Source organism: Comamonas sp. CMM03, assembly GCF_019218715.1.
In the GTDB taxonomy this organism is placed as follows: Bacteria; Pseudomonadota; Gammaproteobacteria; order Burkholderiales; family Burkholderiaceae_C; genus Comamonas; species Comamonas terrigena.
The window spans coordinates 849745-872759 of the sequence record NZ_JAHUXB010000001.1 but is presented as its reverse complement, the minus strand read 5'-3'; the positions used below and the strand labels follow the sequence as shown (position 1 = coordinate 872759).

The 23015-nt window shown below is 66.9% G+C and carries 19 protein-coding genes and 1 riboswitch; of the genes, 4 read left to right on the top strand and 15 right to left on the bottom strand.

The features are described from left to right. The first annotated feature begins 69 nt into the window (after positions 1–69). The gene (locus KW830_RS03925) at positions 70–903 is read left to right on the top strand and encodes a substrate-binding domain-containing protein (protein WP_218332205.1); all 834 of its coding nucleotides are present in this window, start codon (positions 70–72) and stop codon (positions 901–903) included. A gap of 288 nt (positions 904–1191) precedes the next feature. Further along, the gene (locus tag KW830_RS03920; RefSeq protein ID WP_370626085.1) at positions 1192–2265 is read left to right on the top strand and encodes a porin; all 1074 of its coding nucleotides are present in this window, start codon (positions 1192–1194) and stop codon (positions 2263–2265) included. Positions 2266–2474: 209 nt separating this feature from the next. Here KW830_RS03920 and rng read toward each other — a convergent pair whose 3' ends face one another. After that, a complete protein-coding gene (rng, locus tag KW830_RS03915; RefSeq protein WP_066532119.1) occupies positions 2475–3962 on the bottom strand; it encodes a ribonuclease G in 1488 nt (495 codons plus the stop codon). A gap of 95 nt (positions 3963–4057) precedes the next feature. Next, entirely contained in the window at positions 4058–4678 is a 621-nt protein-coding gene (locus KW830_RS03910; RefSeq protein WP_218332204.1) for a nucleoside triphosphate pyrophosphatase, read from the bottom strand. Positions 4679–5109: 431 nt separating this feature from the next. Here KW830_RS03910 and katG point away from each other — a divergent pair, with 431 nt between their 5' ends. Beyond that, entirely contained in the window at positions 5110–7311 is a 2202-nt protein-coding gene (gene katG, locus KW830_RS03905) for a catalase/peroxidase HPI (protein WP_218332203.1), read from the top strand. Positions 7312–7479: 168 nt separating this feature from the next. Here katG and KW830_RS03900 read toward each other — a convergent pair whose 3' ends face one another. The 5 genes from KW830_RS03900 to cbiT all read right to left on the bottom strand — a co-directional run bounded on the left by KW830_RS03900 (position 7480) and on the right by cbiT (position 11384). Then, positions 7480–7986, bottom strand: coding sequence for a DUF6882 domain-containing protein (locus KW830_RS03900; RefSeq protein WP_066532136.1), 507 nt, complete (start codon positions 7984–7986; stop codon positions 7480–7482). Between the two features lie 128 nt (positions 7987–8114). Further along, a complete protein-coding gene (cobF, locus tag KW830_RS03895; RefSeq protein WP_218332202.1) occupies positions 8115–8909 on the bottom strand; it encodes a precorrin-6A synthase (deacetylating) in 795 nt (264 codons plus the stop codon). Then, the gene (gene cobM / locus KW830_RS03890) at positions 8909–9703 is read right to left on the bottom strand and encodes a precorrin-4 C(11)-methyltransferase (RefSeq protein WP_218332201.1); all 795 of its coding nucleotides are present in this window, start codon (positions 9701–9703) and stop codon (positions 8909–8911) included. Before cobM ends, cobF begins: the two co-directional genes overlap by 1 nt. After that, a complete protein-coding gene (locus KW830_RS03885) occupies positions 9700–10191 on the bottom strand; it encodes a cobalamin biosynthesis protein (protein ID WP_280024579.1) in 492 nt (163 codons plus the stop codon). The genes cobM and KW830_RS03885 overlap by 4 nt, the downstream gene beginning before the upstream one ends. Further along, complete coding sequence (cbiT, locus tag KW830_RS03880; RefSeq protein WP_218332199.1) at positions 10188–11384, bottom strand: precorrin-6Y C5,15-methyltransferase (decarboxylating) subunit CbiT; 1197 nt, start codon at positions 11382–11384, stop codon at positions 10188–10190. The genes KW830_RS03885 and cbiT overlap by 4 nt, the downstream gene beginning before the upstream one ends. Here cbiT and KW830_RS03875 point away from each other — a divergent pair. Then, positions 11383–12129 carry a cobalt-precorrin-6A reductase gene (locus KW830_RS03875; RefSeq protein ID WP_218332198.1) on the top strand — a complete coding sequence of 249 codons (747 nt, stop codon included), beginning with the start codon at positions 11383–11385 and terminating at the stop codon, positions 12127–12129. The two genes, cbiT and KW830_RS03875, sit on opposite strands and share 2 nt — an antisense overlap. 16 nt (positions 12130–12145) lie before the next feature. On the opposite strand, the gene cobJ is transcribed toward KW830_RS03875, so the two are convergent. The 8 genes from cobJ to cobW form a co-directional block, all read right to left on the bottom strand. After that, positions 12146–12943 (bottom strand): precorrin-3B C(17)-methyltransferase, encoded by a 798-nt coding sequence (gene cobJ, locus KW830_RS03870; RefSeq protein WP_255578059.1) that lies wholly within the window; start codon positions 12941–12943, stop codon positions 12146–12148. A 16-nt stretch (positions 12944–12959) separates the two neighbouring features. Then, positions 12960–13700: a precorrin-2 C(20)-methyltransferase gene (gene cobI, locus KW830_RS03865; protein ID WP_066532175.1), complete on the bottom strand. Its 741-nt coding sequence runs from the start codon at positions 13698–13700 to the stop codon at positions 12960–12962. A 7-nt stretch (positions 13701–13707) separates the two neighbouring features. Continuing rightward, entirely contained in the window at positions 13708–14337 is a 630-nt protein-coding gene (locus KW830_RS03860) for a precorrin-8X methylmutase (RefSeq protein WP_066532182.1), read from the bottom strand. Then, on the bottom strand, positions 14321–15577 hold the full coding sequence (locus tag KW830_RS03855; RefSeq protein ID WP_255578058.1) for a nitrite reductase: 1257 nt from the start codon (positions 15575–15577) through the stop codon (positions 14321–14323). The genes KW830_RS03860 and KW830_RS03855 overlap by 17 nt, the downstream gene beginning before the upstream one ends. 187 nt (positions 15578–15764) lie before the next feature. Then, a riboswitch (cobalamin riboswitch) is annotated at positions 15765–16005 on the bottom strand. 206 nt (positions 16006–16211) lie between these two features. After that, positions 16212–16697 (bottom strand): VWA domain-containing protein, encoded by a 486-nt coding sequence (locus KW830_RS03850; RefSeq protein ID WP_083520229.1) that lies wholly within the window; start codon positions 16695–16697, stop codon positions 16212–16214. Positions 16698–16873: 176 nt separating this feature from the next. Beyond that, the gene (locus KW830_RS03845; protein WP_218332196.1) at positions 16874–18031 is read right to left on the bottom strand and encodes an ATP-binding protein; all 1158 of its coding nucleotides are present in this window, start codon (positions 18029–18031) and stop codon (positions 16874–16876) included. Continuing rightward, positions 18028–21867: a cobaltochelatase subunit CobN gene (gene cobN / locus KW830_RS03840; RefSeq protein ID WP_218332195.1), complete on the bottom strand. Its 3840-nt coding sequence runs from the start codon at positions 21865–21867 to the stop codon at positions 18028–18030. The genes KW830_RS03845 and cobN overlap by 4 nt, the downstream gene beginning before the upstream one ends. After that, positions 21867–22949, bottom strand: a complete 1083-nt coding sequence (gene cobW, locus KW830_RS03835; RefSeq protein WP_066533303.1) for a cobalamin biosynthesis protein CobW — start codon at positions 22947–22949, stop codon at positions 21867–21869. Before cobW ends, cobN begins: the two co-directional genes overlap by 1 nt. Between the last annotated feature and the right edge of the window lie 66 nt (positions 22950–23015).

The following is a 23015-nucleotide window of genomic DNA, read 5'->3' as shown; positions in this document are numbered from 1 at the left end:
CCCGCGCCCGGCGGCCGCCACGGCCGCCATCCGGAACCCGATACACACAAAAAATACAGGAGACACACCATGACCGCCATCGCTACCCACCACCACCCTTCTCAACTGCGCCGCCGCACCCTGGGTGCGCTGCTGGGTGCAGCCCTCTGCGCAGGCCTCGCCCTGGGCACCGCTGCGCCCGGTGCGGCGCATGCCGATGAGATCCGTGTCGTTACCTCCGGCGGCTTCTCGGCCGCCTATGACCAACTGGTGCCGCTGTACGAGCAAGCCACCGGGCACAAGGTCATCACCTCGCGCGGCGCCTCCATGGGCAACGCATCCGACTCCATTCCCAGCCGCCTGGCGCGCGGCGAGCAATTCGACGTGGTCATCCTCGCAGACGCAGCCCTGGACCAACTGGCCGCGCAGGGCAAGGTGGAAACAGGCAGCCGTGTGGACCTGGCACGTTCCATGATCGGCATGAGCGTGCGCAAGGGTACGCCCAAGCCGGACATCACCACGGTAGATGCGCTCAAACAGACCCTGCTAGACGCCAAGTCCATCGCCTACTCCGCCAGCGCCAGCGGTACCTATCTGGCCAACGAGTTGTTTCCGCGCCTGGGTGTGGCCGAGCAGATCAAGGGCAAGGCCACCCGCATCCTCAGCGAGCGCGTCGGCGCGGTCGTGCTGCGCGGCGATGCAGAGATCGGTTTCCAACAGGTCAGCGAACTGCTGCCGTTCAAGGAACTGGACTTCGTCGGCCCATTGCCCGACGAAGTCCAGCAGCGGGTGTTCTTCTCCGCAGGCGTGGCAGTCGGTGCCAGAAGCCCCGACACAGCGCGCCACCTGATCAGCTTCCTTGCGGCACCAGCAGCGGCACCCATCGTGCGCAGCACCGGCATGGAACCGGCAAAGAAGCCCTGACCACCTGAGCCCCCGCGCTGCCCCTCCTTCGTGTGCGGGAGGGACACTTTTCTCGGGACGGGACTGTGGGCAGCCCGCATCGCCCCCAGCCCGTGTCATAGGCCACGGTGACCGCACAGCGCCGTGTGCCGATCTGCACAGGCTTGCCCAGCCATTGCCTCCGCGCAGGGGCCTGCCACACCTTTCATCCGTCTCGGCATGCCGAGTTCCAGAATCCATTGCAGCAAGTCTGCAGCGGCGGGATAGACACGCCCTTGCCGTGTACCGCAGCCCGCCCCTTTCATTCCCATGTCTATGCACATCTCCACCTTGGTCCTGGCCGCCCTTGCAATGGCACCGCTGTCGGCACTTGCCCAATCCAGTCTCACGATCTACGGCATCGCAGATACCGGCGTGCGCTACACCCGCGGCCTTACCACCTCCAACGCTGCAAGTCCCTCCTCGAGCACCGCCGTTTCCAGTGGCGTCAACACCACCAGCCGTGTCGGCTTCCGTGGCCGCGAGGATCTGGGTGGTGGCATGTACGCCGTGTTCAACCTGGAGACCGGGCTGAACCTTGACACCGGCACCCCCATAAACTCCAGCAAGTTCTTTGACCGCGCGACCATCGTGGGCCTGGGCGGAGGCTGGGGTCAGGTCACGGCCGGCCGCCAGACCAACCTGCTGGCAGACGCCATCACCCCTGTCGACCCCGCCGGCATGCGCTTCGCCTCCTTCAACCCCAACATCGCCACCGCTGCACTCAGCAGCCACGGCCTGGGGTTGGAGTACGGTAGCGCGGGTACAACCACCGGCTCCTACCGGCTCGACAACTCCCTCAAATACACCGGCCGCTTCAGCGGCCTCACCGCACGCGCCATGTACAGCTTTGGCGAAACCGCACAAGGTGGCTCAGCCCGGTCCTCAACCGGTGCGGGCCTGGCCTATGGCACACCGACCTGGACGGTCTCGGGGGCCTACCAGCGCTTCAAGACAGCAGACCAGTGGGAGTTGGAGGCGGCCACCCTGGGTGCCTCCTACAAATGGGACAGCCTGCGTTTTGCACTGAACACGGCGCGCAGCGACGCCCAGACGTCTGCGACCAACGGCCGCACGGTGCAGCGCGTGCACTCTGTGGGAGTCACCTGGTCGCCCCACAGCACACTGGACCTGACGGCCGCCCTGTACCGCGTGGAGCGCGAGCGCAGTGGCCGGGTACCGGATGGCTACAACCGAGCCCTGCTGTTTGCGGAATACAAGCTCTCGCGCCGCAGCAAACTCTATGGAGAGCTGGACCGCACAAGTTGGAGCGGAGGGTTCCAGGGCCGGCAGAACAAGGACACGGCGACAGGGATCACTGCAGGGCTGATGCACAGCTTCTGAGCGCTGCGGTGGCGACAGCCCGCGTCCGAGTCCGCAATCGGGCCGGTCATTCACTGCTCGATGCAGTGCCCCCAGGAACTGCTGGCACTGCAGGCTTGCCCATCGAGCCCAGGGGGAAGATCCTGCTGCCGCTGATGCCTCGGAAAAGGGTGCGCCCCCCTTCTCCATGAGTGCACACTCCAGATGGGCCGTACCGGAGCACCCGACACTCACAGCAGCACAATGTCGTACTGCTCCTGGCCCATGCCGTTTTCGGACTGCAGCGAAATGGGCTTGCCGATGAAGTCCGACAGCCCTGCCAGATGCTGGCTTTCCTCGTCCAGGAACATGTCCACGACCTTGGCATTGGCCACGATGCGGAACTCCTTGGGATTGAACTGGCGCGCCTCGCGCAGGATTTCACGCAGCACGTCGTAGCACACGCTGCGCACGGTCTTGACGCTGCCCTTGCCCATGCACTGCGGGCAGGGCTCGCACAGCATGTGCGCCAGCGATTCGCGGGTGCGCTTGCGTGTCATCTCCACCAGGCCCAGCTGCGAGAAGCCCCCGGCCATGGTCTTGACCCGGTCACGCCCCAGCTGCTTGCGGAACTCGGCCAGCACCTCCTGCTGGTGCTCCTCGCGCACCATGTCGATGAAGTCCACGATGATGATGCCGCCCAGGTTGCGCAGACGCAGCTGGCGGGCAATGGCCTGTGCCGCTTCCAGGTTGGTCTTGAAGATCGTGTCGTCGAAATTGCGCGCACCGACAAAGCCGCCGGTGTTCACGTCGATCGTGGTCAGCGCCTCGGTCTGGTCCACGATCAGATAGCCCCCGGATTTGAGGTCCACCCGCCGGCCCAGTGCCTTGGCAATCTCCTCATCCACGGAATACAGATCGAAGATCGGCCGCTCGCCCTTGTACAGCTGCAGCTTGGGGACCGAGCTGGGCATGTACTCCTTGCCAAAGCCCATCAACGCCGCAAACTGCTCCTGCGAATCGATGCGGATGCTCTGCGTCTGCTCCCCCACCAGATCGCGCAGCACCCGCTGCAGCAGGTTCAGATCCTGGTGCAGCACCGACATGGGCGGCAGGCGCACGGACGCATCCTTGATGCGCGCCCAGGTCTTGCGCAGGTAGGCAATGTCCTCGCCCAGTTCGCCATCGCTGGCGTCTTCACCGTTGGTGCGCAGGATGAAGCCCCCGCCGCCGCCTTTTTCCTTGGTTCCCACCAGGGCCTGCAGACGGCCGCGCAGCGCATCGCGCTCTTCCGAAGGGATTTTCTGCGACACGCCAATATGGTCGTCCTGCGGCAGGAACACCAGCAGCCGCCCGGCAATGCTGATCTGGGTGGACAGGCGCGCACCCTTGGTGCCGATGGGGTCCTTGATGACCTGCACCATGATGGACTGGCCTTCGAACACCTGCTTCTCGATCGGTACCGGCGGCTCGTTCTTGCGCGCGAACATGGGCGCATCACCGTTTTCCTGGCGGTGCCACACATCGGCCACATGCAGGAAGGCGGCGCGCTCCAGGCCGATGTCGATGAAGGCGGACTGCATGCCCGGCAGCACGCGCGACACCTTGCCCAGATAGACATTGCCCACCAGGCCGCGTTCTAGCGGGCGCTCGATGTGCAACTCCTGCACCGCGCCACCTTCGATGATGGCGACCCGGGTTTCCTGGGGCGACCAGTTGATCAGAATGTCTTGTTGCATGGGGAGGTAACTTCCAGGAAATCAGAACCAGATCCGCCGCACCGGCCATGTGCCAGACGCTGCAGCCAATCTCAAACAATGCGCAGTCGTGCCGTTCAGAGCGGCCAGCCCGCCTGCCGCAGCAGCTGTGCGGTCTCGTACACCGGCAGACCCATGATGCCCGAATAGCTGCCCGCCATGTGCGCCACATGCGCGGCAGCCAGGCCCTGGATGCCGTAGCTGCCGGCCTTGCCCATGGGCTCGCCGCTGGCCACATAGGCAGCGATCTGCGCGTCCGTCATGGCCGCGAACGTGACCTGCGAAATGGACAGCGCAGCCCGCCGCTGCCCACCGTGCTGCAGCGCCACGGCAGTCAGTACCTCGTGCGTCTGGCCGGCCAGCTGGCGCAGCATCCGGTCCGCGTCGGCCGCATCAGCCGGCTTGCCCAGAATCTGCGTGCCCAGCGCCACCGTGGTGTCGGAACACAGAATCGGCGCCTGCGCCAGCTGCCGGCGCGCATGGCGTGCCACGGCAGCGTCCAGTTTCAGGCCGGTGACACGCACCACATAGTCACGCGGGGTTTCACCGGGCAGCACGGCCTCGATGGCCTCGGCATCCTCGGCCACATCGCCCTGCACATTGGGCAGCAGCAGGACATGGCGCACCCCCATCTGCTCCAGCAACTGGCTGCGGCGCGGGCTTTGCGAGGCAAGGTAGAGATAAGGCAAGGCGGTCATGGGGCTTCAAGTGAAATTGGCAGCTTCATGGCACCACAGAAGCGCAAGAAGCTATTAAATCGATAGTACCACGCAGCCGACGGCATTGCATGTCGGGATGATCCCCGCCACGCCATGCACCGCAGGGGACGCCCGGCGTGGTCCGGCCCTGCGCCCCGCTCACCCGCCTCCAGGCGGGCTGGGGCCCCTATCCCGACCTGGCCGGTGGCTTACCCCCTTCCCATCCGCCGCCACCTTGTGCAGCATCAAGCCCGGCAGAACACAAGCCGCTATGGTGGGTTTGCATTTTTTCAATCGCAACAGCCTTGTTCCTGCCATCAGCGGCACGGATAATAGACTCATTCGATAGCAAACAACTATTGAATTAACAAAGTCGATTGCTAATGCCTTTAGGTATCTGCCGTCCCAATCACGTTGAAACGGAGAACCCCATGACCACAGAATCCAAGTGCCCCTTCCATGCCGCCAACAGCGGCACCGTTGCGGAAGGTGGCGGCGCCAGCAACAAAGATTGGTGGCCCAATCAGTTGCGTGTGGACCTGCTGAACCAGCACTCCGCCAAGAGCAATCCCATGGGCGAGGACTTCCACTATGCCGACGAATTCAAGAAACTGGACTATGAAGCCGTCAAACGTGATCTGCGCACGCTGATGACCGATTCGCAGGACTGGTGGCCTGCCGACTTCGGCCACTACGGCCCGCAGTTCATCCGCATGGCCTGGCATGCCGCCGGCACCTACCGCATTCAGGACGGCCGCGGTGGTGCAGGCCGGGGCCAGCAGCGCTTTGCCCCGCTGAACAGCTGGCCCGACAACGTCAACATCGACAAGTCCCGGCGCCTGCTGTGGCCCATCAAGCAAAAGTACGGCAACAAGCTGTCCTGGGCCGACCTGATGATCCTGACCGGTAACGTCGCCCTGGAAACCATGGGCTTTCGCACCTTCGGTTTTGCCGGCGGCCGCGTAGACAGCTGGGAACCCGACCAGGACGTGTACTGGGGCGCCGAGAAGGAATGGCTGGCCACCAGCGACAAGCCCAACAGCCGCTACAGCGGTGACCGCGATCTGGAAAACCCGCTGGCCGCTGTGCAGATGGGCCTGATCTACGTGAACCCCGAAGGTCCGGACGGCAATGGTGACCCCATCTCCGCAGCCCGCGACATCCGCGACACCTTCGCCCGCATGGCGATGGACGATGAAGAAACCGTGGCCCTGATCGCCGGCGGCCATACCTTCGGCAAGACCCACGGCGCCGGCCCGGCAAGCCATGTGGGCGCAGAGCCCGAAGCCGCAGAACTGGAAGCACAAGGCCTGGGCTGGCACAGCAGCTACAAGTCAGGCACGGGCGGTGACGCCATCACCTCCGGCCTGGAAGTCACCTGGACCCAGACCCCCGCGCAGTGGAGCAACTTCTTCTTCGAAAACCTGTTCAAGTACGAATGGGTCCAGGAAAAGAGCCCGGCGGGTGCCATCCAGTGGGTCGCCAAGGACGCAGGCGATGTCATCCCCGACGCGCACGGTGGCCCCAACAAGAAGCCCACCATGCTGACCACCGACCTGTCGCTGCGCCAGGATCCCGCCTACGAAAAGATCTCGCGCCGCTTCCTGGAGAACCCGCAGGCATTCGCCGAAGCCTTTGCCCGCGCCTGGTTCAAGCTGACCCACCGCGACATGGGCCCACGTGCCCGCTACCTTGGCCCCGAAGTGCCGAAGGAAGAGCTGATCTGGCAGGACGTGATCCCCGCCGTCAAGCACCCGCTGGTGAACGACGCCGACATCGCGGCCCTGAAGTCCAAGCTGCTGGCCTCGGGCCTGACGGTATCGGAACTGGTGGGCACGGCCTGGGCTTCGGCCTCGACCTTCCGCGGCTCGGACAAGCGCGGCGGTGCCAACGGCGCCCGCATCCGCCTGGCTCCGCAAAAGGACTGGGCTGCCAACAACCCTGCGCAGCTGGCCAGGGTGCTCGGCAAGCTGGAAGAAATCCAGCGCGAGTTCAACAAGGCCGCAGACGGCGACAAGCGCATCTCGCTGGCCGACCTGATCGTGCTGGCCGGTAACGCCGGTGTCGAAAAGGCCGCAGCCGATGCCGGCGTACAGGTCACCGTCCCCTTCCACCCCGGCCGCGGCGATGCTACCGCCGAGCAGACCGATGCCGACTCGTTCAAGTACCTGGAACCCAAGGCCGACGGCTTCCGCAACCACCTGCAAGGCCCGTTCGCCGCACCGGCTGAAGCACTGCTGATCGACAAGGCCCAGTTGCTGACCTTGACGGCCCCTGAGCTGACCGTGCTGATCGGCGGCCTGCGCAGCATCAACATCAACACCGACGGCAGCAGCACCGGGGTGCTGACCCAGACCCCCGGCAAGCTGACGAACGACTTCTTCGTCAACCTGCTGGACATGGGCACGCAGTGGAAAGCCACACCGGACGGCCATTACGAAGGCGTGGACCGCAAGAGCGGCGCCCCCAAGTGGACCGGCAGCCGCGTGGACCTGGTGTTCGGCAGCAACTCCATCCTGCGCGCACTGGCCGAGGTCTATGCCGAAAAGGGCAACGAGCAGAAGTTCTACCAGGACTTCGTCGCTGCCTGGGCCAAGGTGATGGACCTGGACCGCTTTGACCTGAAGAAGTGATCTTGCCAAGAGGTGATCACGGGGTCACCCGATCCATTGATCCATTGATCGATCGATCCTGAGATCCATGAAGGCAGACCCGGCTCCCGCCGGGGCCTTGTCCGCCACGCAAAAGCGCCCTCCAGGGGCGCTTTTTTGTCCCGGTGCAGGCCGGCCGTGCCTGCAGGGTCAGTTCGGTAGTGGCGCGTCGTCCATCGGCGCCAGCTGGGCATGCAGGATGGTGAAGTACAGCGTCACATCGCCCTGCTGGTCGATGAAGGTGCCCATCGCACGCTGCAGACGGGCTGCAATGCACAGGCACTCGGTGGCTTCGGGGCGGCCGCCGGTGATGCGGGGCGTGGTCAGCAGTGCCAGGCCGTTGGCCCGGCCAAAGTCGTGCACCACTTCCAGCGCTTCGCCATGCTGCTTGGGAATCGCCTCGTTGCCCCAGCTCCACAGAAAGCTGCCCTCGGCCTCGCTGGTGGTCCCCACCAGGCACACCGTGGCCACCACCTCATGCAGCGGCCCCTGCAGCACCAGGGTGGCTGCGTCCAGGTCCCAGCGGTACTCGGGTGCCCCCACCAGGCCCAGCTTGCGCGGCCATTCGGCATTGCGCGCCACCATCATCTCCACCGCTTCACGGCTCCATGCGGCCCAGTCGGTCGGGGTCTGTTCGGTCGGGGGGACTGCACTCATTCGCTCTATCCTGCGTGTTTTCTGGAAGCCCTGGATTGTCGGCCAAGTCCCGGGCACTGCGAAAGGACGGGGTTTTCAATGCCAACGCCATTCCGCAGGCACGGCGGACCGCCCTTGCAGGCGCGGCATCAGCCTGCGGAGCGCAGCTTGTCCACCTCGCCCACCGCCACCGCGCCGTCCCTGCGCAGCAGGTAGATGTCCATGATCCAGCCGTGTTCCTGGCGCGCCTGTTGGCGCCTGCTGCTGATGACCTGCTGCATGGCGGCCAGCGGCCCCTGCAGCAGGATCTGCTGCGGCATCCCCAGATACGCCCCCCAGTAGATCACGGCGCCCGGCTCCGTCACCTGCTCGTAGGAACACTGGCCATCCAGCATCACGACCAGGGTGTCCACGCCCTGCGGCCAGCCGTTCTCGCGCAGCTGGCGGCCGGTGGTCACCAAAAAGGGCGCGCCGATGGCATTGAGCGCAATGCCATGCGCACTGCACAGCACCTGCATGGACGTGATGCCCGGCACCACCTGCACCTGCCCGGAGTCCAGACCCAGGCGGGACGCAATCCGCAGCGTGCTGTCATACAGCGCAGGATCCCCCCAGACCAGCAAGGCCACGCGGCCCGTGCCCGAGGGCAGATGGGCATGCAGGCAGTCCTGCCAGCGCCGGGCAATCGCGTCGTGCCACTCGTCCACCTGGCTGCCGTAGTCATCACCCTGCTGCCGGCGCAGCGGCATGTCGAAGTGCGCTATGCGCGCGTCACTGACGGACAGATCCTGCAGCAGCGCCAGGCGCACCTGGGCCAGCTCGGCCTTGTTGTCTTCCTTGTGCGGCAGCAGAATCAGATCGGCCCCGCGGATCGCATGTTCCGCTTCACGCGTCAGATGCCCGGGGTTGCCCGTGCCGATGCCCACCAGAAACAGCTGCAGCATCAGGCCCCCTCGGTGCCCGCCGGAAAGCGGGGCTCATCGCCGCGCGGGCGGTAACGGCGGTCGTAATCATTGGCATATAGGCGGCTCAGGCCAAAATCCTGCTGGCTCAGGGTGGGGCCCACCAGCATCAGCGCGCTGCGCTGCAGGGCATTGCTCTGTGCCGCCGCGGCCAGTTCGCCCACCCGGGTGCGCACAACCAGCTCGTCCGGCCAGGAAGCGCGCCACACAATGGCCGCCGGGCAGTCCGCGCCATAGTGCTGCAGCAGTTCCTGCTGCACCTCCTCGGCCACATGCACCGACAGGTGGATCGCCAGCACGGCGCCCGTGGCCGCAAAGGCCGCCAGCGTTTCGCCGCTGGGCATGCTCGACGCCCGGCCCGAGGTGCGCGTCAGCACCACCGACTGGCAGGACCCCGGCAAGGTCAGCTCCGCTTCCAATGCAGCCGCCACCGCACTGAAGGCCGGTACGCCGGGTGTGACGGTGTAGGGAATCTCCAGCGCCCGCAGGCTGCGCAACTGCTCGCCCATGGCCGACCAGATGCTCAGGTCGCCCGAATGCAGGCGCGCCACATCCTGCCCTTGCGCATGCGCCTGCTGCATTTCGGCCACGATCTCTTCCAGCGACAGTGGCGCCGTATTGACCAGGCGCACCCCTGGCGGGCAATGCGCCAGCAGCTCGGTCGGCACCAGCGAACCCGCATACAGGCAGACCGGGCAGGACGCCAGCAGATCGCGCCCGCGCACGGTAATCAGATCGGCAGCGCCAGGACCGGCGCCGATAAAGTGAACTGTCAAGAATGAACTCCGGTTGGGAAAGGAGGGGAAGACAGGCAGCCTGCGGCAATCGCCAGCGTGGCGCAACGGTCTTCGGAAACCAGGCGGGGCACCAGCAAACCGCCTGCGGCAGCTTTGCCCCGGGCGGGTACGGCATGGGTTTGCGCGGCATGCAGGGCCAGGGCTTCGGACACACTGCCGGTGCCAAAACGCTGCGCCACGCGCTGCGACACCGACGGTGTGGTGATGTGTGCAATCTCGGCGGCGTCCACCACCAGCCACTGCACCTGCGGCCAGCAGCCGGCCATCCAGCGCTGCAAAGCCTGCCAGGCGGGGGTGGCCAGCCGGGTCTTCAGCACCGCACAGCAAATGCCTTGTGCCGGCAGCGGCAGCGCCACCTGCTCCCAGCAGCTGGCAAACGACTGCGGCTGGGCATCGGACGTGAAGCCCCAGCCCAGGAACCAGTGGGTGGCGAGGGGCACATGCGCCCCGTGGATCGCGTGTGTCACGGGCAGCTCCATGACCACTGCACCAGCGGCCGCGCTGCATTCCAGGACTGCATGCTTCCCAGCGGCCGGGCCTCGCTCCATTGCAGCTGCAACAGCTGACCGCCATGGCTGCGGTGCAGCTCCATCAGCAAGGCCTGGGTTTCCAGCGCCACGGCATTCACCACCAGACGCCAGGGATGGTCCAGTCGCGCCCGCAGCGCCTGGAAAAGCGCCAGGGAGAAGCCGCCACCGACAAACACGGCCTGCGGCTGGGGCTGCAATGTGGCCAGCACGGCCAGGGAATCCCCCTGCACCACCTGCAATGCCACGGCATAGCGTGCGGCGTTGTGGGCAATATTGGCCACCCGCCCGGCATGCTGCTCCACACACACGGCCGTGCCACCGGCCAGACACCATTCCACGGCGACCGAACCCGATCCGGCCCCCAGGTCCCACAGGCACTCCCCCTTGCGCGGGGCCAGGGCCGCCAGCGTCATGGCCCGCACCGGGCTTTTGGTGATCTGCCCGTCATGCGCAAACGCATCGCACGCGCGGCCGGCCACCTGCGGCAGGCCCTGCCCGCCACGGGCCTCGAAGGCGGCCGCCACGGGCGCCACCACCGGCTGCTCCAGCATTTGCTGCGCCAGCTCGCTGGCCTTGCCAGTGCACACCGTCTGTGCCTCGCTGCCGGCATTCGACACCAGCCACAGGGGGCTCTCGCCCCAGTCCTGCCCGGTCAGCCAGGCGGCCAGGCGGTGCGCCGCCGGCGCATCCCGCAGCAGGCAGATGAAACGTTCGCCCTGCGCCAGCAGCGGCGTCAGAGTCTCCAGGCTGCGGGCATGCAGGCCCAGGCAATGCACCTGCTCCTGCGACCAGCCGAGCTCGCCCGAAATCCACGAAAATGTCGACGGCTGCGGATGGTTGCGCCACTCGCCGCGTTCCAGGTGCCTGGCCACCGAAGCCCCGCCGCCAAAGTGAAACGGATCCCCCGACACCAGCATGGCGACCTTCTGTTGACCGCGCAGCTGCAGCAAAGGCTCCACGCTGAACGGAACCGGCCATGCGCGGCCACGCTCCCCCACCTGGGCCAGCGCCAGATGCCGCGGGCTGCCGAACACCACCGCAGCCTGCTCCAGGTCCTGCACGGCCGCAGCGCTCAGGCTCTGCAGGCCCGAGGGATGAATCCCGATAATCGAAAGCCACGGATAGGCCATGACCCAAGTTCTCCTGTTAGGCGGCACTTTTGATGCCTACACACTGTCCACCCTGCTGCATGCAGCGGGCATTCCGGCCGTCTACTCCTACGCCGGCGCCACGCTGACGCGGCGCACCGCTCCCCTGCCCACCCGCGTGGGCGGTTTTGGCGGCGTCCAGGGCCTGGTGGATTACCTGCAGCAGCACCGCATCAGCCATGTGATCGATGCCACCCACCCGTTTGCCGCGCAGATGAGCCGCAACGCCCTGGCCGCCTGCACGGCGGCAGGCATTCCCCTGCTGTCGATGGAGCGCCCCGCCTGGTCTGCCCAGCCCCAGGACCGGTGGACACCGGTGGCCGACATGGCGGCCGCGGCCCAGGCATTGCCACCGCAGTGCCGCAATGTGTTTCTGGCCATCGGCCGCAAGCAGCTGGCCGCCTTTGCCGGCCAGGCCAGCGCACACCGCTTTGTGCTGCGGGTGGTCGACCGCCCCGAGGAGGCCCTGCCCCTGCCCGCCGCCAGTTACGAACTGGTGGTGGCGCGCGGCCCTTTTGCGCTGGCCGACGAAATCGCCCTGCTCCGGCACCATGCCGTCGACTGCATCGTCAGCAAGAACGCCGGCGGCGCCGATACCTACGCCAAGATCGAAGCCGCCCGCGCGCTGCAGATCCCCGTGGTCATGGTGGACCGCCCGCTGCTGCCCGCTCGCACGCAGTGCCAGACCCCGCAGCAGGCCATGGACTGGCTGGCCGGCCAGCGCTGAGCGGCGGGCACCGCCTTCAGCCATGCGCAGGCGCTCCATAGCTGCGCGGCGTGTAGACATGCCGGCCCACCTGACGGGTCAGGCTGTTGCCCACGATGACGACCGTGCGCATGTCCGCCATGTGCGGCGTCACCTGCTGCAACTGGCACACCCGCAGGGTCTCGTCCGGCCGGCTGACATTGCGGGCAAAGCAGATCAGGCGCTCGGGTTCGCAGTGCGCGGTCAGGACATTCAAAGCGCGCACAAAGCCCTGGGGCCGCGACTTGGAACAGGGGTTGTAGAACGCCATGGCAAAGTCGGCCTGTGCCGCAAGCCGGATCCGGCGCTCGATCACTTCGGCTGGCTTGAGGTTGTCCGACAGATTGATGGTGCAGAAATCATGGCCCAGCGGAGCACCCAATCTCGCGGCCGCCGCCAGCATGGCCGTGATGCCGGGCTGCACGTCCACCTCCACGGCCTTCCAGCGCAGCTGCTCCTGCGGGCTGGCGCCCTCCAGCACCTCGAACACGGCACTGGCCATGGCAAACACGCCAGGGTCGCCGGACGAGAGCATCAGCACCTTCCGGCCCTCGGCCGCCACATTCAGCGCCTGGCGGGCGCGGTCCAGTTCTTCCCGGTTGTCGCTGGCATGCAGGCGCAAATGCTCCAGCCCGCTCAGCCGTTCCACATAAGGAAAATAGCCAAAAGCATCGCTGGCGCCGGCAATCGACTGCCGGGCCTGCTCCGTCAGCAGCGCCGCGTCGCCGGGCCCCAGGCCCAGCACGCACAGCTGCCCCGTGATGGCGCCCTTGACCGCGTTCTGTGTGGTGTCCATGTCCATGCGGCTGCGCTCACATGTCATTGGCGGGGCGGCGGCCATTGCCGTGCACGATCACAATCGCAAAATACGGGCAGCGCTCCGGCGCATCGCGCAGCGGCATCACCTGCTCGTCGCTCATGGTTCCGTTGATCACCAGCCACGCCTGGTCCAGCTTGCCCTGCTCCGTCAGCAGCGAACGGATGCGGCCCAGATGGCGGCCGACCTTCATGATCACCAGCGCATCCGAGCGGGCCATGTGGGCGCGCAGCGGCTCGTCGGCCAAGGTGGCCGGCAGCACGCTCATCACATCGTCGCCCCAGGTCATGGGCATGCCCGTGGCATGCCAGCAGCCCACCATGCCGGGGATGCCGGGCAGCACCTCGACCGGCACCACCCCTTCCTGCTGCAGGCGCACATACAGGTGCATGAAGGAGCCGTAGAAGAACGGATCGCCCTCGCACAACACGATCACATCCTCGCCGCGCGCCAGCTCGGTCAGGCGCGCTTGCCAGCCCAGATAGAAATCCGACAGCTGCGCGACATAGCGCGGGTCGTCGTGCGGGATCTCGGTGGTCAGCGGGTACTCCATCGGGTACTCCGTGACCTCGGCGTGCAGCATGCCGTTGACCAGCTGCCGGGCCTTGCCCGGGTGGCCGCGCTTGCGGAAATACGCGACATGGCGCGCATTGCGCAGCAGACGGTCCGCCTTCACGCTCATCATGTCCGGATCACCGGGGCCCAGGCCCACGCAGATAATTTTGCCGCTGTTCATACGTTCCTCACTCCACCGACGTCGCCAGCGCATTGACTGCAGCCACCGTGATGGCCGATCCGCCCAGACGCCCCTGCACAATGGCGAAAGGAATCTGCCCCCATGCACGCAGCGCATCCTTGGACTCGGCGGCACCGACAAAGCCCACGGGGCAGCCGATGATGGCGGCCGGGCGCGGGCATGCCGGGTCCTCCAGCATGTTCAGCAGGTGGAACAGCGCGGTCGGCGCGTTGCCGATGGCCACCACCGCACCGTCCAGGTGTTCGCGCCACAGCTCCAGCGCGGCGGCACTGCGGGTATTGCCCATGGCCTGGGCCAGCCCGGGCGTGCGGGCATCCTGCAAGGTGCAGATGATGGCGTTGTCGGCAGGCAGGCGCTTGCGCGTGATGCCTTCGCTGACCATGCGCGCATCGCACAGAATCGGGGCGCCGCGCTGCAGGGCTGCTTCTGCGGCCTGCGCAAAATCTGCGGAGAAATGGATGTCCTGTGCCAGGCTCACCATGCCTGCGGCATGGATCATGCGGCAGGCCACCCGCTCCTCCAGGGGCGTGAAGCGGGCCAGATCGGCCTCGCTGCGGATGATGCGAAACGATTGCCGGTAAATCTCTTCACCGTGCATTTCATAGTGGTAGGTCATGAAGTAGTGTGGGGAGTTCTGCAGGCAGTGCCGATCCGGCCCGGTAAGGGAGCCGGACCGTTGGGCAGCCGGGCTGCCCGGCAGCGCCTGCATGGAGCCAGACCGCGTCCGGTGCGGACGTGCTGGCAAAGATCAGTGAGGTGGCATCGGACGACAGCGCGCAGAACTTGGCGCAGCCGCTGACGTGCAGATGCCCGCGCTCAGGCACATGGGGCGCCAGTTGCAGCGCCATGTCCTGGGCCGGCACATGGGCCTGCGCACAGCGCGGGCTTCCGGTGCAGGCCGACACCCGCAGGCGTGCATCCGCTGCATCGCTCATCCAGTGCCGTGCATCCAGGCGGGCCACCCGCGCCGGCGCATCCGCCGACATCAGCAGCAGCGAACGCCAGGGCGTGACGCGGATTTCCGTGTCGGCCGGCAGGCTGGCCGCCAGCGCCTGCATCGCCAGGGCATCGATGCGCCCCAGCGGAGCCCCCAGCACCCAGCCTTGCGCCAGCTGACCCGGCAGCACCGGTGCTGCAGCGGGCGGCTGCGCGCCCTGGGGCACCGCATCCTGCAATAGCGTATCCAGCGGCAAAGACGGCAGCAGCGCCTGCAGGCGAGTCGGCGGTGTACCGGAAACGGCCATCCGCGCGCGGGCGAACCAGGCGGCAATGTGGATCGCGGCATCAACCAGCTGCTGCACATCGCCAAAGCGGTACCAGTCACCGGCCTCGCCCAATGCCAGGCCATAGCCGCCGTCCGCATCCGCCCAAACCCGCAGATCAGAGGCCACGCCGCCCAGGCTGCGCGCTGCATCATCCACCAGCAAGCCGAACTTGCTGGGCAGCGCAGCCATGCCCTGGCGCTCCAGCGCACTGGGGCACAAGCGCTCCACCACCGCACGGCCCAATAGCGCGGCGAGCTGGTGGGTGCGGTCATGGACCGTGTAAAAAGGGGTGCAATGCACGGGCGGCGCCAGATCGGCATCCGCATCCGCCGGAATCAGCCGCGCCGCCACCAGCTGCGACAGCAACGCAGGCAGGTCCGCATCCGCCACCCCGCGCAGCTGCACATTGCCCAGCCGGGTCAGCTCGATCTGGGGGTGCGCCAGGGACAGTGCCAAAGCCGCCAGTGCGGCCCACTGCTCCGCGTTGATGGAGGCACAGACCGGGCGCACCCGGACAATCCATCCATCTTCCGACCGCATGGGTTTCCATGCCGTGGGACACCAGCCCTGGACCTTGATGGAATCAGCCATGGTGCGCAGCGCCCCCATCCAGAGCCGCTGCCCACACCGTCAAACCCAGAGCCTCTCGCGCCATGCTGTATCCGCAGTCGGTCAGGCCGATACCCGGGCCGGACGATTGAAACTTGCAGGGGGGATGGAAGATGGAAGCGATTGGCGGCGCGAAGATGCGAGCCCATCAAGCCACATGCACTCCCGCTGCGCCTTGTTCACGCCAGGCCGGTCTCCGGACTTACAGAGCTCAACTCGTGGAGTTGATCGCTGGACGCGCCTTCCCGCTTGCGCAGTGGCTGTCATTGCTGCAAGCAATGACGGGCGTCCCCTCTCTCTGATTACCGTTGCGGGTGCAGTGCAGGAATGGTGGCGAACCACGCACCTGCTTCTCGTTTCATTTCCTTGCGCGCAGTGCGCGGCGAAACACCTGGGATCAGCGCGAATTTTACGCGATATCTGCCCCCATCCCGCGCCCGATCCGAAAACTCCACCCCAGTATCGGCCGCCACTGATGCAACGCAGCAAATCACCGCTTTTTTCCGCCGCTCTGCGGCATGCAGCCTGCCGCAGCGGACAGCGCAGTGAGCGGCACGGTGACCAGCACAGCGGGGCTGAAAAAGCCGTGGCACGCCTGCCTGGGTGCCCACTGCACTCAGCCGGCAGTGGCAAAAAGCTCCGCCCGCACCCACTCCCCGCACCACATCGCCGCCAGCCGCTGGCACCGCCCCAGCGCCACCGCATCATTTTCAAAGTCGATGATGCAGCAACGGTCCACCCCCTCGGGGCGCACCGGCAGCGGATCAAAGCGTCCGTCCGTCAGCAGCCAGACCGTGGCCCGGGTGCCGGGCGGGCAGCGCCGCAGCGCACCCTCCACGGCGTCGACAGCGGGCTGGATCGGCGTTCCGCCACCGCCGCGCAAGGGCGCAATCCAGCCGGCATTGAAAGCCCCGGCTTTCGCCGGGGACTGCAGCCACCGTGCCTGCTCGCCCGCAAATCCGATCACCGCCATATGGTCGCGATCGCGGTAGAACTGCTCGGTCAGAGCCAGCAAGCACCCTTTGGCCCAGGCCAGCTTTTCACCGCGCAGCATGGACGCCGACAGATCCAGCAAGACCAGGTGCAGGGTCTTGCTCCCCACAGGCCGCGGGCGAAAACGCAGGTGTTCGGGCCGCAGCGCCCCGCGGCCCTTGGACGCCAGCGTGGACACCCAGTCCAGGCGCCGCCCTGCCGCCCCGTTCAGCCGGCCCTTGCGAGAGGTATTGCCACCGCGCCCCGCCTTGGCCTTTCCGGCCAGTCCCGCCACAGCGGAGCGCGTCAGGCTTTTTTTGGCAGCAAAGGCTTCAGCGACTTGACCGCCTTCATCGCCACCAGCTGGGGTGGCGGCATGGCGCCCCAGGCATCGGCCGGGGCGGCATGGTCCGGCAATGTATTCGCCGATGGTGCCGGCCCATGCCCGGACTGGCCGGACGGGGTACCTGCCCCCTGCGCCCCACCGGTTGGCGGCGGGGCTGGAGGTGGCGTCTGTTCCTCGGAACTCGGCTGCTGTTCCGGCTGCTGCGCCGGCTCACCCGACGCGGGCGGCTCAGCCGGTGCAGCCTGGGTGCGCCGGTGCGCCAGCGCCAGTTCCGCCACCGCCTGCACGTCCGCCGGCGTGACGGCACCGCGGCCGTGCAGCGCCGCATGCGCCCGCGCCGCGCGCAGCATCACCAGATCCGCCCGCACCCCTTCCACCCCGGCGTCCTGGCAGCGCTGGGCGACATCGTCGTGCACGGCATCGGTCCACGCCACAGCCGCCACGCGCTCGCGCGCCAGCTTCACCCGCTGCGCCAGATCGGATTGCGCCGCAGCGTGCTGCTCCACAAAGGCCTGCGGATCGGCATCGAAGGCCATGCGCGTCTTGACAATGGCCTTGCGCACCGCGGCACTGGGCACATTCTCCAGCCGCACGAACAACCCGAAGCGGTCCAGCAGCTGCGGCCGCAGCTGGCCCTCTTCCGGATTCATGGTCCCCACCAGGGTGATGCGCGCATCGTGCTGGTGCGACACGCCGTCGCGCTCCACCCGGTTGATGCCGCTGGCGCTCACGTCCAGCAGCAGGTCCACCAGCGCATCGGCCAGCAGGTTCACCTCATCCACATACAGGATGCCGCCATGGGCACGCGCCAGCAAGCCCGGGCGGAACACCACCGCACTGCGCTGCAGCGCGGCTTCCAGGTCCAGGGAGCCGGCCAGCTGTTCCTCCGTCGCCCCCAGCGGCAGGTTCACAAAGCGGCCGGCCGGCAGCAAGGCAGCCAGCGCCCGCGCACTGGTCGACTTGGCCGTGCCGCGCGGCCCCTCCACCAGCACGCCGCCCAGCAGCGGGTCCACGGCCGCCAACAGCAAGGCCGTCTGCAGCTGCGGCTGTCCCTCGATGGCAGTGAACGGAAAGCCCGCCGCCTGCGCGGGCGGTGCGGATTCGGTGGACGAGATCATCGCTTCTCCAACAATTGTTCAGCGGCCAGCAACTGCTGCTCCAGCAGCGCCTGGTAGTCCCCGCTGTCTTCCCACAGCCCCCGGTGGATGGCCTCCAGCAGCCGCTCGCACATGCCGTGAAAGGCCGCAGGATTGTGCTGCTGCAAAAAGTCGCGCGTGGCGGCATCCGCCACAAAGGCATCGGTCACGCGCGCGTACTGGTCGTCGCGCACCACGCGGGCCGTGGCATCAAAGGCAAACAGATAGTCCACCGTGGCCGCCACCTCGAACGCGCCTTTATAGCCATGGCGCTTGATGCCGTCGATCCACTTGGGATTGGTGACGCGGGCGCGCACCACCCGGCTGATTTCTTCCTGCAGCGTACGCATGCGCGGGGCATCCGGGTTGGCATGGTCGCCAAAGTACAGCGCCGGCTGCTGGCCGCGGAAATGCCGCACCGCCGCCGCCATGCCGCCTTGAAACTGGTAGTAATCGTCCGAATCCAGCAGGTCGTGCTCGCGGTTGTCCTGGTTGTGCACCACCAGCTCGATCTCGCTCAGGCGCTGCACAAAGCGCTCGGGCAGCGCGGTCCCGTCGTCCTTTTGCCCATAGGCATAGGCTCCCCAGTTCCGGTAGGCCGTGGCCAGGTCTTCGTCGCTGTCCCAGTTGCGGCCGTCGATCAGCCCCTGCAGACCCGCCCCATAGCTGCCGGGCTTGGCGCCGAACACGCGCAGCCCCGCCTGGTGGCGGGCCACCTCCTCGCTCAGGCCCTGGGCCTGCAGCTCGGCCGCCTCCTGCAGCACCCGTGCACGGACGGGATTGGTCCATGCATCCTCGTCTTCCAGGCTGGCCACTTTCTGCACCGCCGCGTCAAACAGGCGGATCACATTGGTGAAGGCATCCCGGAAGAAGCCGGAAACCCGCAGCGTCACGTCCACGCGCGGGCGGCCCAGCACGCTCATGGGCAGCACCTCGAAATCGCTGACCCGCCAGCTGCCATCCGCCCACTTGGGCCGCACGCCCAGCAAGGCAAAGGCCTGGGCGATATCGTCGCCCCCGGTGCGCATGGTCGCCGTTCCCCACACCGACAGGCCCAGCGCCCGCGGGTAGTCGCCATGCTCCTGGGTATAGCGCTCCACCAGCAACTGGGCGGATTTGAGCCCCAGGGTCCAGCTGGTGGGCGTCGGCACGGCGCGCGTGTCGACGGAAAAGAAATTGCGCCCCGTGGGCAGCACGTCCGGGCGGCCGCGCGAAGGCGCCCCGCTGGGACCGGCCGGCACAAAACGGCCTTCCAGTCCCCGGCACAGCTGCAAAATCTCCTGCGGGCCACAGGCCTGCAAGCGGGCACGCAGATCGTCCTGCACCCGCTGCAGCACCAGCCGGGTCTGCTCCCAGCCCGCATCCAGATCGGCGCTGGAAAGCCCGGGCTGCTCCAGCCATTGCAGCGCCAGCAGCTCCAGCCGTTCGCGGGTATCGCCCGCATGGCGCCAGGCCTGGCCATCCACCGCCTGAAGCAGCTGCGGGCGCGGCCCGGTCCAGGGCTGCTCCCAGGCCGCATCCAGCGGATCGAAAGCGGTGCCCGGCAGCAGATCGTGCGCCAAGGCGCGGATCAGGCTGTTGTTCGCCCCCTGGCCGTTGCCCACCGGGTGGCGGGCCAGTGCCAGCAGGGTGTCCCGCTCCAGGCGCCCCTGCGGGGACTGGCCGAAGACATGCAGCCCGTCGCGGATCTGGCTTTCCTTGAGCTCGCACAGATAGGCATCGGTCTTGTTCAGCAGTTGCTGCTCGTCCGCCTCGGTACGGGGCGCCGCCACCCCCAGGTCCTGGTGCAGATCGTGCTGCACGATGTGCGCCAGAATCTGCTGGCGCAGCAGCTGGGCGCGCCGGCGGTCCAGCGTCACTGCCTCGTAGTACTCGTCCACCATGCGCTCCAGGTCGCGCGTGGGGCCATAGCTCTCGGCCCGCGTCAATGGCGGCATCAGGTGGTCCACGATCACTGCCTGCGCGCGGCGCTTGGCCTGCGCCCCCTCCCCCGGGTCGTTCACGATGAAGGGGTACAGGTGGGGCATGGGCCCGAACGCCAGGTCAGGCCAGCAGGTCTGCGACAGCGCCACGCTCTTGCCCGGCAGCCATTCCAGGTTGCCGTGCTTGCCCACATGCACCATGGCATCTGCCTGCCAGGCGCTGCGCAGCCAGTGGTAGAAGGCCAGGTAGTAATGCGGCGGCACCAGATCGGGGTCGTGGTAGCTGGCCATGGGGTCCAGCTGGTAGCCACGCGCCGGCTGTATACCCACAAACACCTGGCCGCAACGCAGGCCCGCCACCATGAAGCGCCCCTGGCGCAGCATGGGGTCGGACGCGGGCGGGCCCCAGCGCTGCACCACGGCCTGCTGGTTCTCCGCCGGCAAGCTGGCAAAGAAAGCCTGGTAGCCGGCCAGATCCAGGCTCTGCTGCGCCGGCCGCACACCCCAGGAATCGGGATCGTTGGTGATGCCTTGCTGCAGCTGCTGCATCAGGGCATCGCCATCGGCGGGAATCTGGTCCAGCACATAGCCCTGCTGCTGCAGCGCCTGCAGGATGTGGATGACGGAAGCCGGCGTATCCAGCCCCACGCCATTACCCAGCCGGCCTTCCTGCGTGGGGTAGTTGGCCAGAATCAATGCCAGCCGCTTGTCGGGATTGGCTTTGCGCCGCAAACGGCACCAACGCTGCGCCAGCGCCACCACAAAATCCAGCCGCTCGGCATGGGCCTGGTACTGCACCACATCCGACTGCGTCAGCTCGCTGCGGTGCGACAGCCCTTTGAAACTGATGGCCCGCGTGATGATGCGCCCGTCCACCTCGGGCATGGCCACGTGCATGGCAATGTCCCGCGGCTGCAGCCCGTGGGCGTCGTCCAGCCAGCTTTGCTGGTTGCTGCCGGACATGATGACCTGCAGCACCGGGATATCGCCCGCCAGCGCATGGTCGCCCGGCGTTTCCAGCGACGACTGCGCAAACGACGTGGTGTTCAGAATCAGCGACACCTGGTGCGCACCGCACAGCTGGTGCAGCAAGGCCAGGCTGGTCGCATCCTTGAGCGACAGCAGCGCCAGCGGCAGCGGGTTCATGCCCTGCGCCAGCAGTTGCTGGCACAGCTGGTGAAACACCTGCGTATTGCCCGACTGCAGGTGGGCGCGGTAGAACACCACCATGACCACGGGCGCGCCGGCCTGCCACTGCCAAGGCCCGGGCTCCAGCCAGTGCGCGGCCGTCGCCGCATCGTGCGCGGGGTGGTACACCGCTGCGGACGGCAGCGGGCGCGGCGCCAGCGCCGGCTGCGCCCCTTGCAGAAAGCTGTGCCACAGATAGCGGAACATCTCGCGGGCATTGGCCACCCCGCCTTCGCGCAGATAGCGCCAGATGCTGCGGCATTGCTCCACGGAGGCCGTGCTCTTTTGCAGCAGGTTCAGGTCTTCCGTCGTATCCCCGGAAAACATCACCAGCACAATGCCGTTCTGGCGGCACACCTCGCGGATGCGCTCCGTGCCATAGGGCCAGTAGCTCTCGCCGCCCAGGTGGTCGACCACAATCACCCGGGCATGCTGCAGCACCTCGTCGACGTACAGGTCCACCGAGGCCGGCTGGCGCAGATGCATCAGATTGGCCAGCCGCACCGTCGGCAGACGCTCGCCGTCCCTCCCCGGCCCCAGGCCCTGCTGCGCGGCGCTGGCCTGCAGCTGGGCATAGGCCTCGGCCAGCAAGGCCAGCGTGGTGTCGGCTGCACTGAGCACCACCACATCGGCCGGCGACTGGCCCAGGCTGGAGACAAAGGCTTCGTCATCGACAAAGCCCCCGGGCTGGACGGCAAGCAAATGCATCAGAGCGCTCCGGCGGTCAGACCATTCAGCGCGGCACGGATGGGGTCCTCTTCCAGATCGTGGCCGATGAAGACCAGATGGGTCTTGCGCGCCTCGTCGTCGCGCCAGCGGCGGTCGAAATAGCTGTCAAAACGCTTGCCCACGCCATGCACCACCAGGCGCATGGGCTTGCCTTCCAGGGACACAAAGCCCTTGACGCGGTAGACCGTGTTCTCGGCCACGATGTCGGCCAGGCACGCCAGCAGGGCATCCCGATCCACCTCGGGCAGCTCGATCACCACGGAATCGAAGGCATCGTGGTCGTGCGCGTCGTGGTGGTGTTCCTCGCCTTCGCCATGCTCGTGGTGGCCCACCCGCTCATGGATGCTCTCTTCCGAGGCGCTGGACAGGCCCAGCACCACCCCCAGATCGATCTGGCCATGCTCGGCCGCCACGATCTTCACCTGGGCCGGCACCTCTTCCCGCACGATGGCCTCCACCTTGGCGCGGTCCTGCGCGCTGGCAAGGTCCAGCTTGCTCAGCACCACCAGGTCGGCGGAGATCAGCTGGTCTTCAAACAGCTCGTGCAGCGGGGATTCATGGTCCAGATTCGGATCCTGCTTGCGCTGGGCATCCACGGCCGCGGGGTTGGCCGCAAACTGGCCGGCGGCCGTCGCCGGCACATCCACCACCGTGATCACGGCGTCCACCGTGCAGGCGTTCTTGATTTCGGGCCAGTTGAATGCCTGCACCAAGGGCTTGGGCAGGGCCAGGCCACTGGTTTCGATCAGGATGTGGTCGATATCGTCGCGCCGCGCAATCAGCTGGCGCATGACCGGGTAGAACTCTTCCTGCACGGTGCAGCACATGCAGCCGTTGGCCAGCTCGTAGAGCTGACCGCTTTGCGGATTGGTTTCGTCTTCACAGCCGATGCCGCAGCCACGCAGGATCTCGCCGTCGATCCCCAGTTCGCCGAACTCGTTGACGATCACCGCAATGCGCCGGCCATTGGCGTTCTGCAGAATGTGGCGCAGCAGCGTGGTCTTTCCGCTGCCCAGAAAGCCGGTAACGATGGTGGCGGGGATCTTGTGGTGCGTACTCATGGTCAGAAACTCCTGTGCTCCGAAGAAAAAGAAAGCTGCGGCCTCAGCGCCCGCTGCCAGTGAAGG